Annotated in this window: 16 protein-coding genes; 5 read left to right on the top strand and 11 right to left on the bottom strand. The window is 59.3% G+C overall.

From position 1 onward, the window contains the following. The first annotated feature begins 143 nt into the window (after positions 1-143). Positions 144-659 carry a 3-hydroxyacyl-[acyl-carrier-protein] dehydratase FabA gene (gene fabA / locus BM026_RS22510; protein ID WP_071489573.1) on the top strand — a complete coding sequence of 172 codons (516 nt, stop codon included), beginning with the start codon at positions 144-146 and terminating at the stop codon, positions 657-659. An 11-nt stretch (positions 660-670) separates the two neighbouring features. Then, positions 671-1,891, top strand: a complete 1,221-nt coding sequence (fabB, locus tag BM026_RS22505) for a beta-ketoacyl-ACP synthase I (RefSeq protein WP_016974674.1) — start codon at positions 671-673, stop codon at positions 1,889-1,891. A 173-nt stretch (positions 1,892-2,064) separates the two neighbouring features. Here the strand turns inward: fabB and BM026_RS22500 are convergent, their stop codons facing one another. Beyond that, positions 2,065-3,087, bottom strand: coding sequence for an amidohydrolase family protein (locus BM026_RS22500; protein WP_093530116.1), 1,023 nt, complete (start codon positions 3,085-3,087; stop codon positions 2,065-2,067). A gap of 139 nt (positions 3,088-3,226) precedes the next feature. On the opposite strand from BM026_RS22500, the gene BM026_RS22495 reads away from it, so the two are divergent. Continuing rightward, on the top strand, positions 3,227-3,643 hold the full coding sequence (locus BM026_RS22495; protein ID WP_092247858.1) for an OsmC family protein: 417 nt from the start codon (positions 3,227-3,229) through the stop codon (positions 3,641-3,643). Positions 3,644-3,707: 64 nt separating this feature from the next. Next, positions 3,708-4,574, top strand: a complete 867-nt coding sequence (locus BM026_RS22490; protein WP_093123133.1) for a pirin family protein — start codon at positions 3,708-3,710, stop codon at positions 4,572-4,574. Between the two features lie 97 nt (positions 4,575-4,671). On the opposite strand, the gene BM026_RS22485 is transcribed toward BM026_RS22490, so the two are convergent. The 4 genes from BM026_RS22485 to BM026_RS22470 form a co-directional block, all read right to left on the bottom strand. After that, on the bottom strand, positions 4,672-5,400 hold the full coding sequence (locus tag BM026_RS22485) for a dienelactone hydrolase family protein (protein ID WP_093530114.1): 729 nt from the start codon (positions 5,398-5,400) through the stop codon (positions 4,672-4,674). Positions 5,401-5,466: 66 nt separating this feature from the next. Beyond that, positions 5,467-7,371 (bottom strand): molecular chaperone HtpG, encoded by a 1,905-nt coding sequence (gene htpG / locus BM026_RS22480; protein ID WP_093530190.1) that lies wholly within the window; start codon positions 7,369-7,371, stop codon positions 5,467-5,469. Positions 7,372-7,460: 89 nt separating this feature from the next. Beyond that, entirely contained in the window at positions 7,461-7,913 is a 453-nt protein-coding gene (locus tag BM026_RS22475) for a PaaI family thioesterase (protein WP_071489578.1), read from the bottom strand. Further along, positions 7,910-8,386, bottom strand: coding sequence for a PaaI family thioesterase (locus BM026_RS22470; RefSeq protein WP_093530112.1), 477 nt, complete (start codon positions 8,384-8,386; stop codon positions 7,910-7,912). Before BM026_RS22470 ends, BM026_RS22475 begins: the two co-directional genes overlap by 4 nt. A gap of 156 nt (positions 8,387-8,542) precedes the next feature. Here BM026_RS22470 and BM026_RS22465 point away from each other — a divergent pair, with 156 nt between their 5' ends. Further along, positions 8,543-8,785 carry a hypothetical protein gene (locus BM026_RS22465; RefSeq protein ID WP_058427885.1) on the top strand — a complete coding sequence of 81 codons (243 nt, stop codon included), beginning with the start codon at positions 8,543-8,545 and terminating at the stop codon, positions 8,783-8,785. Positions 8,786-8,875: 90 nt separating this feature from the next. On the opposite strand, the gene BM026_RS22460 is transcribed toward BM026_RS22465, so the two are convergent. The 6 genes from BM026_RS22460 to odhB form a co-directional block, all read right to left on the bottom strand. Continuing rightward, entirely contained in the window at positions 8,876-9,613 is a 738-nt protein-coding gene (locus BM026_RS22460; RefSeq protein WP_092247844.1) for a DUF599 domain-containing protein, read from the bottom strand. Between the two features lie 141 nt (positions 9,614-9,754). Continuing rightward, a complete protein-coding gene (brnQ, locus tag BM026_RS22455; protein ID WP_092247841.1) occupies positions 9,755-11,068 on the bottom strand; it encodes a branched-chain amino acid transport system II carrier protein in 1,314 nt (437 codons plus the stop codon). A 355-nt stretch (positions 11,069-11,423) separates the two neighbouring features. Then, positions 11,424-12,305 (bottom strand): succinate--CoA ligase subunit alpha, encoded by an 882-nt coding sequence (gene sucD, locus BM026_RS22450; protein WP_003172813.1) that lies wholly within the window; start codon positions 12,303-12,305, stop codon positions 11,424-11,426. Then, on the bottom strand, positions 12,305-13,471 hold the full coding sequence (gene sucC / locus BM026_RS22445) for an ADP-forming succinate--CoA ligase subunit beta (protein ID WP_003190011.1): 1,167 nt from the start codon (positions 13,469-13,471) through the stop codon (positions 12,305-12,307). The genes sucD and sucC overlap by 1 nt, the downstream gene beginning before the upstream one ends. 204 nt (positions 13,472-13,675) lie before the next feature. Further along, entirely contained in the window at positions 13,676-15,112 is a 1,437-nt protein-coding gene (lpdA, locus tag BM026_RS22440) for a dihydrolipoyl dehydrogenase (RefSeq protein WP_092247838.1), read from the bottom strand. Positions 15,113-15,211: 99 nt separating this feature from the next. Beyond that, a complete protein-coding gene (gene odhB / locus BM026_RS22435; protein WP_093530110.1) occupies positions 15,212-16,435 on the bottom strand; it encodes a 2-oxoglutarate dehydrogenase complex dihydrolipoyllysine-residue succinyltransferase in 1,224 nt (407 codons plus the stop codon). Between the last annotated feature and the right edge of the window lie 42 nt (positions 16,436-16,477).

The following is a 16,477-nucleotide window of genomic DNA, read 5'->3' as shown; positions in this document are numbered from 1 at the left end:
AGTGTACATTCAGTGCCTTGCCGCTGTGACTTTCACTACAACGCAATAGTCTACGTGTAGGCTGCCGACATGAGGCATGAACGCTTCATTCGGTTCGGGAAGATTTGCCCTACCCTGCCGCATGGGATTATTGAGGAGCTCGCATGACCAAACAAAACGCCTTTACTCGGGAAGATCTGCTGCGCTGCAGTCGCGGTGAGCTGTTCGGCCCAGGTAACGCGCAACTGCCCGCCCCGAACATGCTGATGGTGGATCGCATCACCCATATCAGCGAAGAGGGTGGCAAGTACGGCAAAGGTGAATTGGTCGCCGAGCTGGATATCACCCCGGACCTGTGGTTCTTCGCCTGCCATTTCGAAGGCGACCCTGTGATGCCGGGCTGCCTGGGCCTTGACGCCATGTGGCAGCTGGTCGGTTTCTTCCTGGGCTGGCAAGGCCTGCCGGGCCGCGGTCGCGCCCTGGGTTCGGGCGAAGTGAAGTTCTTTGGCCAGGTCCTGCCGACCGCCAGGAAAGTCACCTACAACATTCAGATCAAGCGCGTCCTCAAGGGCAAGCTGAACCTGGCCATCGCCGATGGTTCGGTGAGCGTCGACGGTCGCGAGATCTATACTGCCGAAGGCCTTCGGGTCGGCGTATTCACTTCCACTGACAACTTTTAAGGGTTATCCGCATGCGCCGCGTCGTTATCACTGGTCTGGGCATTGTTTCTTGCCTGGGCAATGACAAAGAGACCGTCACCGCTAACCTGCGTGCAAGTCGCCCTGGCATCCGCTTCAACCCGGAATATGCCGAAATGGGTCTGCGTAGCCAGGTTTCCGGCTCCATCGACCTGCCCCTCGAAGAACTGATCGATCGCAAGATCTATCGCTTCGTCGGCCACGCTGCCGCCTACGCCTACCTGGCAATGAAAGACGCGATCGCCGACTCCGGCCTGAGCGACGACCAGGTATCGAACGTACGCACCGGCCTGATCGCCGGCTCCGGCGGCGCATCGACCCTCAACCAGATGGAAGCGCTGGACATCCTGCGCGAAAAAGGCGTCAAGCGCGTTGGCCCGTACCGTGTCACACGGACCATGGGCAGCACCGTTTCGGCCTGTCTGGCCACGCCGTTCCAGATCAAGGGCGTGAACTACTCGATCTCCTCCGCGTGCGCCACCAGCGCTCACTGCATCGGGACTGCCGTTGAGCAGATCCAGCTGGGCAAGCAGGACATCGTGTTCGCCGGCGGCGGTGAAGAAGAACATTGGAGCCAGTCGTTCCTGTTCGACGCCATGGGTGCACTGTCCACCCAGTACAACGAAACCCCGGAAAAGGCCTCCCGCGCCTACGACGCCAAGCGTGACGGTTTCGTCATCGCCGGCGGTGGCGGCATGGTGGTGGTCGAGGAGCTGGAACACGCCCTGGCCCGTGGCGCCAAGATCTACGCGGAAATCGTCGGCTACGGCGCGACCTCCGACGGTTACGACATGGTTGCCCCAAGCGGTGAAGGCGCCATCCGTTGCATGCAGATGGCCATGTCCACCGTGGACACCCCAATCGACTACCTGAACACCCACGGCACCTCGACTCCGGTCGGCGATGCCAAGGAAATGGAAGGCGTGCGTGCGGTATTCGGCGACAAGGCCCCGGCCATCAGCTCTACCAAGAGCCTGTCCGGTCACTCCCTGGGCGCCGCCGGCGTTCACGAAGCGATCTACTGCCTGCTGATGATGGAAGGCAACTTCATGGCCGGCTCAGCCAACATCGACGAGATTGATCCGGTCGTGGCGGATATGCCAATCCTGACCAAGACTGTCGAGAATGCAAAAATCGACACCGTGATGAGCAACAGCTTCGGCTTCGGTGGCACCAACGCCACCCTGGTGCTGAAACGCTGGCAGGGTCAGTAAGACCTGTAGCTTGACCGCATGAAAAAGCCCCGACTGGTTCGGGGCTTTTTGCTTTCAGAGCCATAGGTTTCAAGCTATAGCCGCAAGAGAAGAGCACTCGAACCACTTGCAGCTCGTCGCTCAAGGCTTGCAACTGCCTGTGCCCTATACCGAAGCAAGAGCAAAACGCGATATCAATCAGCGGCACCATCGCGAGTCGACTCAGGCAGGATCGCCAGGAAGTTATCGCGGGCCACTTTGCGGGCGACCCCTTCGGAGAGTGCATCGAGGAACGGGTCGAAGCTGCGCATTTGCTTACCCAACTTGTTGAAGCGCCCTACGACGTCCGAGCCGAGCATAAAGCGCTCGGGAAAGCGCTCCACCAGTTTTACCCACTCGGGGCGAGGCTGGCCTGCATCATCCAGCAAGTAGGGCGTGAGCACGCTCCAGGACAGATCGATGTAAAGGTTGGGGTACGCCTCCAGCATACGGCTCAAGGTGGGCAGCAAAAAGTCCATCTGTACCTGGTGACGATGGATCTCCTTGCTGGTGCCAGCATGGGCCCAGATAAAACGGGTGTGCGGGTGGTTGCGCAGGGGTTCTTCGACCTCAGCCAGGTACAGCGGGTTGCGCTCGCGCTTGGAGGTGATGTTGGAGTGCAGCATCACCGGCAAGTCATTTTCCGCCGCCAGGTGATAGATGCGGGTCATGGCTTCGTTATTGGCCCGTGGTGTGTCACCAGCAGTGATGGCCGTGAGGTCGTCATGTCGGGTAAAAACCTCGCCGATGCCCTGCCACAGTCCTGGATTGAGATCGAGCATACGTTGGATATGGGCGGCCGAGTTCTTGTCGTTGGGGTTGAAGCCGGACAGGAACGGATGAAAGTTCTGGCGCTGCCCAGGGGGCAGTTTGTTGACCGCTGCGGCCACGATCACATCGGTGGCGCTGTACCAATAGGCATCCGCGTCGTCGCCGGCGTAGTAGCGCGGTCGCTTGGGTTCGTCCTCGTGCCATTTCTTCGCAACGGGAATACCAGAAATCATCACGTGATCGATGCGATTGTCGGCCATCGCCTTGAGCAGCTTGTCCATACCCGCCGTTTCCTGGAAGAAGTCCACGTAATGCAGGTGCGCATCGCTGTAGGCATAGTCGCGGGCCTGCGCGGCCAGGCTGCCGGCGGCGAACAACAGGGCAAGGGTCAGGCGAGTCCAGGGCACGGTAACACCTCGATAGGGGCTGATACGGGTAGACCTTGAACGCCTTGCCGGGGTTCATCCGGCAAAAACAAGGAACACCGAAGTGCCAGCATGCTCTATAACTGCATGACCTTCATCCTGCCACCCTGTGAGGTTTGCCATGCCTGTTACCGTAAACACCCTGAACCAGGACAACTTTCGCCATAGCCTCAATATCGACAACCACGAGTTGTTCACCGACCTGCCCAAAAGCCTGGGCGGTGACGATTCGGCGCCCTCCCCCCATGACTACTTCGACGCCGCCCTCGCCTCGTGCAAAGCCCTGACGGTGAAGCTCTACGCCCAGAAAAAAGACATCCCGCTCACCGGCGTGACTGTGGAAGTCAGCCACGACGCCACCGAAGAACAAAAGGGCAAATACAGACTCAACGTCAAGCTCACGCTCAAGGGCGTACTCACTGACGAACAACGCGATGAGCTGCATCGCGTAGCGGATCGCTGCCCGGTGCACAAGCTGATGACCACCGCCGAGATCAGCATCGACACCAAGCTGTCGGAAGGCGCCTTCAGCCAATAGCGGCAACCTCCCGTCGAGCGGGTTATGCTCAGCAGCATCCAACCCGCTCAGACTGGGACGCACCATGACCACCCTCACCGTGATCCGCCCTCGCCCCGAAGATGTCGAAGGGCAACCTATCCTGCGCCCGCTGCCGTCGCGCGAATGCCGCAGCGTCGGGCCTTTTGTGTTTTTCGACCACATGCTGCTGACCCGCTATGCACCGGGCGATGGCATGAATATCCGCCAACACCCGCATATCGGGCTGTCCACCCTCACCTATCTGTTCGAAGGCGCGTTGCAGCACAAGGACAGCCTGGGCTCGGACCAGGTGGTGCAGGCCGGCGACGTCAGCTGGATGACCGCCGGCAGTGCCATCGCTCATGTCGAACGCACACCCGAAGCCCTCAGGGCCGAGGGTTTCAGCCTGCACGGGCTGCAAGTGTGGCTGGCCTCGCCCAAAGACCACGAGACCGGGCCGGGACATTACAGCCATCACCCGGCGGCGAGTCTGCCGGTGAGTGAGAACCTGGGCGTGCAGATACGCCTGATCGCAGGGGATGGGTTCTGTCTCAAGTCACCGGTGCCGGTGCTGTCGCCCACCCTGTATGCCGAGGTGCGGATGCAGACGGCTACGACCCTGCTGGTGCCTGAAGAGCATGAAGAACGTGCGGTGTATGTATTGGAGGGTGAAGCTCAGTTGGACAGCGTGGCGCTGGAAGTGCACAGCCTGGTGGTATTGCCGACCGGGCAGGAGATGACGTTGTTTGCGGACAGTGATTGCCACTTGGTGGTGTTTGGTGGCGCGCCGCTGGATGGGCCACGGCGGATCAATTGGAATTTTGTCGCGAGTGATCCGGCGGTGATTGAACAGGCCAGGCAGCGCTGGGCAGCCGGGGATTGGCCGACGGTGCCGGGTGAGTCTGAAAGAATTGAGTTGCCATTGAGATAGCCATCGGGGGCAAGCCCCCTCCCACATTTGATCAGTGATTGCATCCAAGTGTGGGAGGGGGCTTGCCCCCGATTAGGCCCGGACAGGCGCTGAAGAATCAGGCCTTGAACACTTCATCCAGCAAGTTATGCATCGACTGGAACGCCCGCTTGGCGGTCTTGGCGTCGTACATCATCTTGCCCGGCACATTGGCATGGGGGTCGGTGAAGGAATGCACCGCGCCGCCATAGCTCAGCAGTTGCCAATCCACGCCGGCTGCGTTCATTTCATCTTCGAACGCCGGCAGTTGTTCCTTCGGCACCAGCGGGTCGCAAGCGCCGTGCAGCACCAGCACTGAGCCCTTGATGTTCTTTGCGTCCGCCGGGTTTGGCGTGTCGAGGGTGCCGTGGAACGAGATGGCCGCCTTGACCGGCGCACCGGTACGCGCCAGCTCCAGGGAGCAGCAACCACCGAAGCAGAAACCAAAGGTCGCCAGTTTCGACGTATCGACAGCGGCCTCGGTCTGTCCCTGCAACTGCTCGAAGGCCGCCTGCATACGCTTGTTCAACAACGCACGGTCGTTCTTCAGCGGCATCATCGCTGCGCCGGCTTCATCGCCATTCGACGGGCGTACGGTCTGCCCGTACAGGTCGGCAATCAGCACCACGTAGCCCTTGCCGGCCACGCTTTTGGCGATCTCTTCGGCACCCGCACTCACCCCCATCCAATTCGGAGCCATCAACAGCCCCGGCAGCGGGCCTTTATGATTGGCGTCGAACGCAAGGCGGCTTTCGTAGGACTGGCCATCAATCTGATAGACCACGGAACGTACAGTGACTTGGCTCATCATTTACTCCAGTTGAGGTGCGTTAGAACGAAAAAACCCGCCGAAGCGGGTTTTTCTACATCAGGATCAAACCGACAGTTCAACCAACAGCTTGTTCAGGCGGCGCACATAGGCAGCCGGGTCTTTCAAGCTGTCGCCAGCGGCCAGGGCCGCCTGGTCGAACAGGATGTGCGACAGGTCGCCAAAACGCTCTTCGCTCTGCTCGCCATCGAGTTTCTCGATCAGTGGATGAGCCGGGTTGAATTCGAAGATCGGCTTGGAATCCGGAACCTTCTGCCCGCTGGCTTCGAGGATCTGGCGCATCTGCATGCCCAGGTCCTGCTCGCCGATGGCCAGGATCGCCGGGGAATCGGTCAGGCGGTGCGAGACACGCACTTCGCTGACGGCATCGCCCAAGGATGCCTTGATGCGCTCGACCAGGCCCTCTTTGGACTTGGCGACTTCTTCGGCTTCTTTCTTCTCTTCCTCGGAGTCCAGGCTACCCAGGTCCAGGTTACCACGGGCCACGTCGACAAAGGGCTTGCCGTCGAACTCGTTGAGGTAGCTCATCAGCCACTCATCGATACGGTCGGTCAGCAGCAGCACTTCGATGCCTTTCTTGCGGAAGACTTCCAGGTGCGGGCTGTTCTTGACCTGGGCGTAGGTTTCGCCAGTGAGGTAGTAGATCTTGTCCTGACCTTCCTTGGCGCGCGCCAGGTACTCGGCCAGGGACACAACCTGCTCGCCGTCGTCGCCCTGGGTGGAAGCAAAACGCAGCAGGCCGGCGATTTTTTCCTTGTTGGCAAAGTCTTCCGCCGGGCCTTCTTTCATGACCTGGCCGAAGTTTTTCCAGAAGCCCTTGTATTGCTCAGGCTCGTTCTTCGCCAGTTTTTCCAGCATGTCGAGCACGCGCTTGGTCAGCGCCGACTTCATCGAGTCGATGATCGGGTCTTTCTGCAGGATTTCCCGCGACACGTTCAGCGACAGGTCGTTGGAATCGACCACACCCTTGATGAAGCGCAGGTACAGCGGCAGGAACGATTCCGCCTGGTCCATCACGAACACACGCTGCACGTAGAGTTTCAGGCCTCTTGGCGCTTCACGCTGGTACAGGTCGAACGGAGCACGGGCCGGCACGTACAGCAGCGAGCTGTATTCCAGATTGCCTTCGACCTTGTTGTGGCTCCAGCTCAGCGGGTTTTCGTAGTCGTGACCGATGTGCTTGTAGAACTCCTGGTATTCCTCGTCCTTGATCTCGGTACGCGGACGGGTCCACAGCGCGCTGGCACGGTTGACCACTTCCCATTCCTGGGCAGGGACCTCTTCGCCTTCAGCAGCCGCTTGTTCTTTCGGCAATTCGATCGGCAGGGCGATATGGTCGGAGTACTTCTTGACGATATTGCGCAGGCGCCAGCCATCGGCGAATTCGTCTTCACCGGATTTCAGGTGCAGCACGATACGGGTGCCACGGTCAGCCTTGTCGACGGTGGCGATTTCGAACTCGCCCTCGCCTTTGGAGGACCAGTGCACGCCTTCGCTGGCGTCGAGGCCGGCACGGCGGCTGAATACTTCAACCTTGTCGGCAACGATGAAGGCCGAGTAGAAGCCCACGCCGAATTGGCCGATCAGGTGCGAATCTTTCTTCTGGTCGCCCGAGAGGTTCTTCATGAAATCGGCGGTGCCAGATTTGGCGATGGTGCCCAGGTGGGCGACCGCATCGTCACGGCTCATGCCGATACCGTTGTCTTCGATCGTGACGGTCTTGGCGTCCTTGTCGAAGCTCACACGGATCTTCAGTTCGGCGCCACCTTCCAGCAACTCAGGCTTGGACAGGGCTTCGAAACGTAATTTGTCGACAGCGTCAGAGGCGTTCGAGATCAATTCGCGAAGGAAGATTTCCTTGTTGGAATACAGCGAATGGATCATGAGGTGCAGCAGTTGCTTCACCTCGGTCTGGAAGCCCAGGGTTTCCTTTTGAGTTTCCACACTCATGGTCATCAAACTCCAATTGGATGGCAATGGCCGCGCCCTAGAGGGTTGGCGGCGGGTTGTCATCAAAGTTGGGGGCTAAGAGCAGGATTTCAAGGGCGACCTGGTTCCTCGATCTTGAAATGCGCGCGAGCCGTGGCAATGGGCTCGGCCGCGGTGCTCTGCCAGGCGGTGATCGCCACATTCGCCACCCGTCGGCCCTGGCGCCATACCTGGCATTTGGCGTAAGTGTCGCGAAATTGCCCGGCGCGCAGGTAATCCAGGGAAAAATCGATGATTTTCGGAATGCCCGGCGCGCCCGTGAACACCAGCAGGTGCAGCGCCGCCGACAGTTCCATGAAACCCGCGATCACCCCGCCGTGCAGCGCCGGCAATATGGGGTTACCAATATTGTCCTTGTTGGCCGGCAGGCGAAACAGCAGCTCATCCCCCAGCCGGGTGCATTCGATGCCAATCAGCCTGGCGTAGGGGATCAGGTTGAGCAGCGCTGCGTAATCGCCGCGCCCGTGGGCCTGCTCCAGGCGGGTCTTGAATCGGTGCGTCATGCCTGCTCCCCCTTGATCGTGCTGCCCAGTCCTTGCGTGCCCTTGAGGCGCTTGCCCATGCGCATGAATGTACCAACCACATGGGCGATGGGTTGCTGCGGGTCATCCTGGTAGGCGAAGCCACGGGTGAAGATCACGTCGGTGGTCACCCTGTAGCATTGGGCGAAGCCGTACACCGGTTTGTGTGGGGTAGCGGGATGCATGTAGTCGACGCGCAGGTCGAGGGTCGGACAAACCTCGAATTCCGGCAATACGCACAGGGTGGCCATGCCGCAGGCGGTGTCCATCAGGGAAGTGAGCGCACCGCCGTGGATCACCCCCGATTGGGGATCACCGACCAGATGGGGCGCATAAGGCATGATCAGCGTGATGCCCTCCTCGCTGGCGTGATGAGCGGTAATGCCCAGCACCTGACAGTGGCGCAAGGCCGATACAAAGCGCTTCGCACGCTCTAACAGGGGATTTTCGCTCATTCGTTCCAGACTCTTATTAGTGTTGATCCGCAGAATGGCCGCCAGGACAAAAGTTCCTGTTAGTCAGCGATTTATATATCTACCAAATAAAAGGAACTAATGCCGAAGCGCCATGCTCGAAAGGCCAGTAGATATCTTCAATAAGGAGAAACACCCATGCGCAAGACTTTAGCTATTTCCATGATGCTGGCCGCTGCCCTCGGTCTGGCTGCCTGCGACAAGAAATCCGAAGACAAAGCCCAAGACGCTGCAGCCCATTCTGAGCAAGCTCAGAAAGATATGGCCAAGGCTCAGGATAAAGTGAACGACGCTGCGAAAGAAAACGCCGAAGCTGCCAAAGCTCAGGCTGAATCGAACCAGGCCGCCGCAAAAGAAGCAGCACCTGCTACCGGTTCTTGAGACCGCGGCGTGTAACAGCTTCGCTGCAAAAAGAAAGCCCGCTTAGATAGCGGGCTTTACTTTGCCTGGTGTTTTTACTTGAAGGGTTGATCAAACTGCTTCTTTAACCGGTTCCGACGGCGGTGTATCCGTCTGGGTAAACACCATCACTTGCAGCACGTCGGAATGAAACTCCCGCCGATACAGCACCAACACCACCCCGGCGCTCATCAACATGAATAGCCAGGGGCTGACAAACCACGCCAGCATGGTCATGCCGAAGTAATAAGAGCGCAGGCCAAAGTTGAACTGGTTGGCTGCCATGGAGATGACTCGCGCCGCACGCAGAGCAAATGCCTTGCGCTCCTGCTCCGACACCTCCCGCTCGCCGATCATCGGCGCCGAGCCGACCAGTACCGCCGCGAAGTTGTACTGACGCATGCACCAACTGAACGTAAAGAACGCATAGACGAACACCAGCGCCAGGCACAGCAGCTTGATCTGCGACATGCCTTGGGACGCTTGTTGCACCATCGGTATGTCCGCCAGCAACGACACCGCCCGCTCTGAAGCACCCAACACCGTGAGAATGCCGGCGAGGATGATCAACGTGCTGGAGGCGAAGAACGAAGCATTGCGCTCCAGGTTGCCGATCACACTGGCGTCGGCGATGCGGTTGTCGCGCAGCAGCATGCGGCGCATCCAGTCTTCGCGGTACAGGTGCAGCACGCTGGCGAGGCAGGCCGTGTCGCGGGCCTTCCAAATGGCGTATCGGGTATAGCCACCCCAGCAAAGGGCGAACCATAGGGCGGCAAGCAGGTGGATCTGATTGGTTTCGATGAACGACATGCGGGTCCTTTGCAGAATGAGGGCTGAAAAGCATTTGCGTCAGTTCGACGTTAGCGCACATAAAAAGACACTGCCGTTCACCCATAAAAAATGCCCCGTATCGATTGATACGGGGCATTTCAGTACAGCGAGAAACGTGGGTTATGCGATAGCTTCGCTGCGCTTGCCGAGCATGCGATCGACCCCGAACGCCACGACCAGTGTCATCACTGACGGCACCAGCCACGCCAGGCCCTGCTCGCTCAATGGCAGGTTGGCCAATTGCGAAGGCATCCAGCCCGCCAGGCCAGCGCCCTTGAGCGCATCGATGCAGCCAAAGATGAACGACACCAGCATTACCGGGCCAACGATACGGCCCTGCTCCTGCCAGAAGTCTTTGCAGAAACTCAGCGCCACCAGCACGATGCACGGCGGATAGATCGCGGTCAGCACCGGGATCGAGAAGGCAATCAGCTTGGTCAGGCCCAGGTTCGAGACGAACAACGAGAACAGCGCCAGGATCACCACCAGGGTCTTGTAGGACAGCGGCAGGATCTTGCTGAAATACTCGGCGCAGGCACAGGTCAGGCCTACCGCGGTCACCAGGCACGCCAGGGAGATCAGCACGGCCAGGAAGCCACTGCCCAGGGAGCCGAAGGTGTGTTGCACATAGGCGTGCAGCACCGCAGCACCGTTAGTGGCACCGGCAGCCACTGCATGGCTGCCCGAACCCAGGCGGAACAGGCTGAAGTACACCAGGGCCAGGCCCACGCCGGCAATCAAGCCCGCAATGATGGCGTAACGGGTGATCAGCTTGGGCGACTCGACGCCACGGGAGCGGATGGCATTGACGATCACGATGCCAAACACCAGGGCACCCAGGGTATCCATGGTCAGGTAACCCTGGATAAAGCCTTGGGAAAACGGTGCGGCGACATATTCCGGGGTAGCGACGCCCACATCACCGGCCGGCAAGGCAAACGCGGCGATGCCGAGAATGGCCAGGGCGATGATCTTCAGCGGCGCCAGGAAACGCCCCACGGTGTCCAGCAGCCGACCTGGGTACAGGGAGACAAAGAACACCACGAGGAAGTACACCGAGCTATAGAGGAACAGCGCCAGCGGGCTTTCACCGGTCAGCGGCGCCAGGCCCACTTCGAAGGACACGGTCGCGGTACGCGGGGTGGCGAACAGCGGCCCTACCGCCAGATACGCCGCCGCCGCGAGCAGGCCACCGGCGATCTTGCCGATCGGGCTGCTCAACGCGTCCATGCCACCACCGACCTTGGCCAGGGCGATCACGGTGACCACCGGCAAGCCGACTGCGGTGATCAGGAAGCCCAGCGCTGCCATCCAGACGTGAGGCCCCGACTGCAGTCCAACGATAGGCGGGAAGATGATGTTGCCGGCGCCCACGAACAGGGCAAAGGTCATAAAGCCCAACGCCAGGATGTCCTGGCTTTTCAACACTTTCATTTCGGGAAATACCACACTACTGAATCGGAATTTAGAGAGGGATTCCCTGTGGATGAGGGAAATACTGCCGGCCCTTATGGGAGCCGACCGGTCTAGCGCGGGGCTTCCTTTTGGGAGGCGCACGCATAAAGAGGCGGCTAGGTTACAGAAATTGGCTGACGAACGCACTGTTGCGGGGCGGACTGTCCGATAAGCGACATCTGCATGTCGCATTTTCATACCTAATTTGGCAATACAGGCAAATGTGGGAGGGGGCAAGCCCCCTCCCACATTTTGATCTTTATTAAACCCCGGAAAGCACAAAGGCCACCCGAAGGTGACCTTTGTGTGGTGAAGCGTCAGCTAAGCGCGAGGCTTACTTGACAGCCCAACCGGTCAGCTCGGCCAGGGCCTTGCCGATGTCTGCCAGCGAACGCACGGTTTTTACACCGGCGTCTTGCAGCGCAGCGAATTTCTCGTCTGCAGTGCCTTTGCCGCCAGAGATGATTGCGCCAGCATGGCCCATGCGCTTGCCCGCAGGGGCAGTCACACCAGCGATGTAGGAAACAACCGGCTTGGTCACGTGTGCCTTGATGTAGGCAGCCGCTTCTTCTTCAGCCGAACCGCCGATCTCACCGATCATCACGATCGCTTCGGTCTTCGGGTCTTCCTGGAACAGCTTCAGGATGTCGATGAAGTTGGAGCCCGGGATCGGGTCACCGCCGATGCCGACGCAAGTCGACTGACCGAAACCGGCGTCAGTGGTCTGCTTCACAGCTTCGTAGGTCAGGGTGCCGGAACGGGAAACGATACCGACCTTGCCTGGCAAGTGAATGTGACCTGGCATGATGCCGATCTTGCATTCGCCTGGAGTGATCACGCCTGGGCAGTTAGGGCCGATCAGGACTACGCCCAGCTCGTCGCACTTAACTTTAGCGTCCAGCATGTCCAGGGTAGGAATGCCTTCGGTGATGCAGACGATCAGCTTGATGCCGCCGAATGCCGCTTCCAGGATGGAGTCCTTGCAGAAAGGTGCTGGAACGTAGATCACGCTGGCGGTGGCGCCAGTGGCAGCTACAGCGTCTTTCACGGTGTTGAACACTGGCAGGCCCAGGTGCTCGGTGCCGCCTTTGCCCGGAGTTACGCCGCCAACCATCTTGGTGCCGTATTCGATGGCTTGCTGGGTGTGGAAACTACCTTGCGAACCGGTAATACCCTGGCAGATAACTTTGGTGTCTTTATTGATCAGGACGCTCATTATTTGCCCTCCGCAGCTTTGACAACTTGTTGAGCAGCGTCGGTCAGGCTGGTAGCCGCGATGATGTTCAAACCGCTTTCTGCCAGTACTTTAGCGCCCAGTTCAGCGTTGTTACCTTCAAGGCGAACAACAACCGGGATTTTAACGCCGACTTCTTTCACTGCACCGATGATGCCTTCGGCAATCATGTCGCAACGAACGATGCCGCCGAAGATGTTGACCAGTACTGCTGCGACGTTGGAGTCGGACAGGATGATCTTGAAGGCTTCGGTCACGCGTTCTTTGGTAGCACCACCGCCCACGTCGAGGAAGTTGGCTGGTTTGCCGCCATGCAGGTTGACGATGTCCATGGTACCCATGGCCAGGCCGGCACCGTTGACCATGCAGCCGATGTTGCCTTCCAGGGCTACGTAGTTCAGTTCGAACTTGGCAGCGTGCGCTTCGCGCGGATCGTCTTGCGACGGATCGTGGAAAGTCTTCAGCTTAGGCTGACGGTACATGGCGTTGGCGTCGATGTTGATCTTGGCGTCCAGGCAGTGCAGATCGCCGTCAGCCTTGATCACCAGCGGGTTCACTTCCAGCAGGGCCAGATCGTGATCCTGGAACAGTTTGGCCAGACCAACGAAGATCTTGGCGAACTGGGCAACTTGCTTGCCTTCCAGGCCCAGCTGGAAAGCCAGCTCGCGACCCTGGAATGGCTGAGCGCCAACCAGTGGGTCGATGGTGGCTTTCAGAATTTTTTCTGGGGTTTCGTGAGCGATCTTCTCGATGTCCACGCCACCTTCGGTGGAAGCCATGAACACGATGCGACGGCTCGAACGGTCAACGACAGCGCCCAGGTACAGCTCTTTAGCGATATCAGTGCACGATTCAACCAGGATCTTGGTGACTGGCTGGCCATTGGCATCAGTCTGGTAAGTCACCAGACGCTTGCCCAGCCACTGCTGTGCGAAGGCCTTGGCGTCTTCTTTGCTGCGAACCAGCTTAACGCCGCCCGCTTTACCGCGACCACCGGCGTGGACCTGGGCTTTGACAACCCACTCGCTGCCGCCGATTTTGTCGCAAGCTTCTGCTGCTGCTTCCGGGGTGTCTACTGCGTAGCCCTTGGAAACTGGCAGGCCGTATTCAGCGAACAGCTGCTTACCCTGATACTCGTGAAGATTCATGCTTTTTACCGTCTTCGTTAGGTACTGCGCATTCGGCGCTGCGCTCATTATGAGTGCCGCGCCACCTGTGACTGCTGCTTGCGCAACTTGCGGGGCTCAAGGCCCGTAAAGCTGCGCAAGGCTGCGTCCAGCGGATATTCCGCGGTGAGTCTTGCGCGCAAGGCTCACGACGGGCAACTCCGCCGTGGTTTCTTATTATCTCGCTTAGCGCTTCTTGCGGTTGGCGATGTGGATGGCGCCGCCATTCACTGCCAACGCTGCTTCGTGCAACGCTTCGGACAGGGTCGGATGGGAGAAGACCATCATGCCCAGGTCCTCGGCACTGGTGCCGAATTCCATACCGATCGCGCCTTGCTGAACCAGTTCTGCAGCGCTCGGGCCAATCACGTGGACGCCCAATACGCGGTCAGTCTTGGCATCAGCGATGACTTTGACAAAACCACCGGTGTCGTTGGCTGCCATGGCACGGCCAGAAGCGGCAAACGGGAAGGTGCCGACGTTAACTTCAACGCCTTCAGCTTTCAACTGCTGTTCGTTCTTGCCGACCCATGCAATTTCCGGGTGGGTGTAGATAACCGATGGGATCAGGTCGTAGTTCATCTGGGTTTTGTGACCCTTGATGCGCTCGACAACCATGATGCCTTCTTCGGAAGCCTTGTGCGCCAGCATCATGCCGCGAACCACGTCGCCGATGGCGTAGACGCCCGGCACGGTGGTCGCGCAGTGATCGTCAACATGGATGAAACCACGCTCGTCGATGTTCACGCCACTGTCGGCAGCCAGCAGGTCGGTGGTCACTGGACGGCGACCCACGGCTACGATCAGCTTGTCGAAAGTGATGGTTTTTTCGCCATCCTTGTCGGTGTAGTTGACGACAACTTCTTCGCCGTTGACTTTCGAGCCGGTGACGCGAGCGCCCAGCTTGATGTCCAGACCTTGTTTGGTCAGGGTTTTCAGCGCTTCCTTGGAAACGGCGGTGTCGGCAGCCAGCAGGAACGTGTCCAGGGCTTCCAGCACGGTCACTTCAGCACCGAGGCGGGACCACACCGAACCCAGCTCCAGGCCGATCACGCCGGCGCCGATCACGCCCAGGCGCTTAGGCACAGCCTGGAATTCCAGGGCGCCGGTCGAATCAACGATCACGTTGTTGTCGACTGGAGCAGGCGGAATGTCGATTGGACGCGAACCTGGAGCCAGGATCACGTTCTCGGCTTCGATGATTTCGGTCGAGCCGTCTGGCTTGGTGATTTCAACTTTCTTGCCAGCCAGCAGCTTGCCGTGGCCTTGCAGGGAAGTGACGCCGTTGGCCTTGAACAAGGTGGCAACGCCGGAAGTCAGGCCCTTGACGATGTTGGCTTTACGGCTGACCATCGCTGGCACGTCCATGGTCACGCCAGCATGGTTGATGCCGTGGATCGCGAAGCCATCCTGGGCTTCGTGGAATTTCCAGGAGCTGTCCAGCAGCGCCTTGGAAGGAATGCAACCGACGTTCAGGCAAGTACCGCCCAGCGCCAGCTTGCCTTCCTTGTCGGTGTATTTTTCGATGCAAGCAGTCGAGAGGCCCAGTTGTGCAGCCTTGATCGCGGCAACGTAGCCGCCAGGACCTGCACCAATCACTACGACGTCAAATTTCTGTGTCATGAAAATAGATCCTCTATTTGCGACAAGCTTTTAGCCGCAAGCTGCAAGCCAAGCTGCTTTTTCTTACAGCTTGTAGCTCGCAACTTGCAGCTGCTTCAATCAGATATCCAGCAACAGACGAGCCGGGTCTTCCAGCAGGTTCTTGATGGTCACCAGGAAAGTCACGGCTTCTTTACCGTCGATCAGGCGGTGATCGTACGACAGCGCCAGGTACATCATCGGGCGGATCACGACCTGGCCGTTGATGGCCATCGGACGCTGGATGATGTTGTGCATGCCCAGGATCGCGGCTTGCGGCGGGTTGACGATCGGGGTCGACATCATCGAACCGAAGGTACCACCGTTGGTGATGGTGAAGGTACCGCCGGTCATCTCGTCGATGGTCAGCTTGCCGTCACGGGCTTTCTTGCCGAAGGTGGCGATGCCGCCTTCGATTTCAGCCAGGCTCATCAGTTCGGCGTTACGCAGTACCGGAACCACCAGGCCACGGTCGCTGGACACGGCAACGCCGATGTCTGCATAGCCATGGTAAACGATGTCGTTGCCGTCGATGGAAGCGTTGACTGCCGGGAAGCGTTTCAGCGCTTCGGTGGCCGCTTTCACGAAGAACGACATGAAGCCCAGGCGCACGCCATTGTGGGACTTCTCGAACAGATCCTTGTACTTCGAGCGCAGCGCCATGACTTCGGTCATGTCGACTTCGTTGAAGGTGGTCAGCATCGCCATGTTCGACTGGGCTTCAACCAGACGCTTGGCCACGGTGGCACGTACGCGGGTCATCGGTACGCGCTTCTCGGTGCGGTCGCCGGCAGCGAACACAGGCGCAGCGGCAGCCGGCGCAGCAGCCTTGGCAGGTGCGGCAGCCGGAGCGTTTTTCTTGGCTTCAACAGCCGCAACCACGTCTTCCTTGGTCACACGGCCGTCTTTGCCGGTGCCTTTGACGGAAGCCAGATTGATGCCGTTCTCTTCAGCCAGCTGACGGGCAGCCGGTGCAGCGATCGGGTCTTCAGCGCCAGCAGCCGGAGCGGTAGCAGGAGCAGCAGCGGCGGTGGCCGGTGCAGCAGCAGGCGCAGCGGCAGCAGCACTGCCCTCTTCGATCGAGCCCAGCACCTGGTTCGACAGAACGGTAGCGCCTTCTTCGGCAACGATTGCGCCCAGCACGCCGTCAGCTTCGGCCAACACTTCCAGCACGACTTTGTCGGTCTCGATGTCGACGATCAGGTCGTCACGCTTTACAGCGTCGCCTGGTTTCTTGTGCCAGGTGGCAACGGTGCCATCGGCAACCGATTCCGGGAATGACGGGGCTTTGATTTCGATAGCCATTATCTGTGGGTCCTTAAAATTCGGTTTCAGTCAGCGCGAAGG

The sequence above is a fragment of the Pseudomonas sp. NFPP24 genome (assembly GCF_900112095.1).
Lineage (GTDB): Bacteria > Pseudomonadota > Gammaproteobacteria > Pseudomonadales > Pseudomonadaceae > Aquipseudomonas > Aquipseudomonas extremorientalis.
The sequence above is the reverse complement of the archived record's forward strand: the minus strand, read 5'-3'. Positions and strand labels throughout refer to the sequence as shown.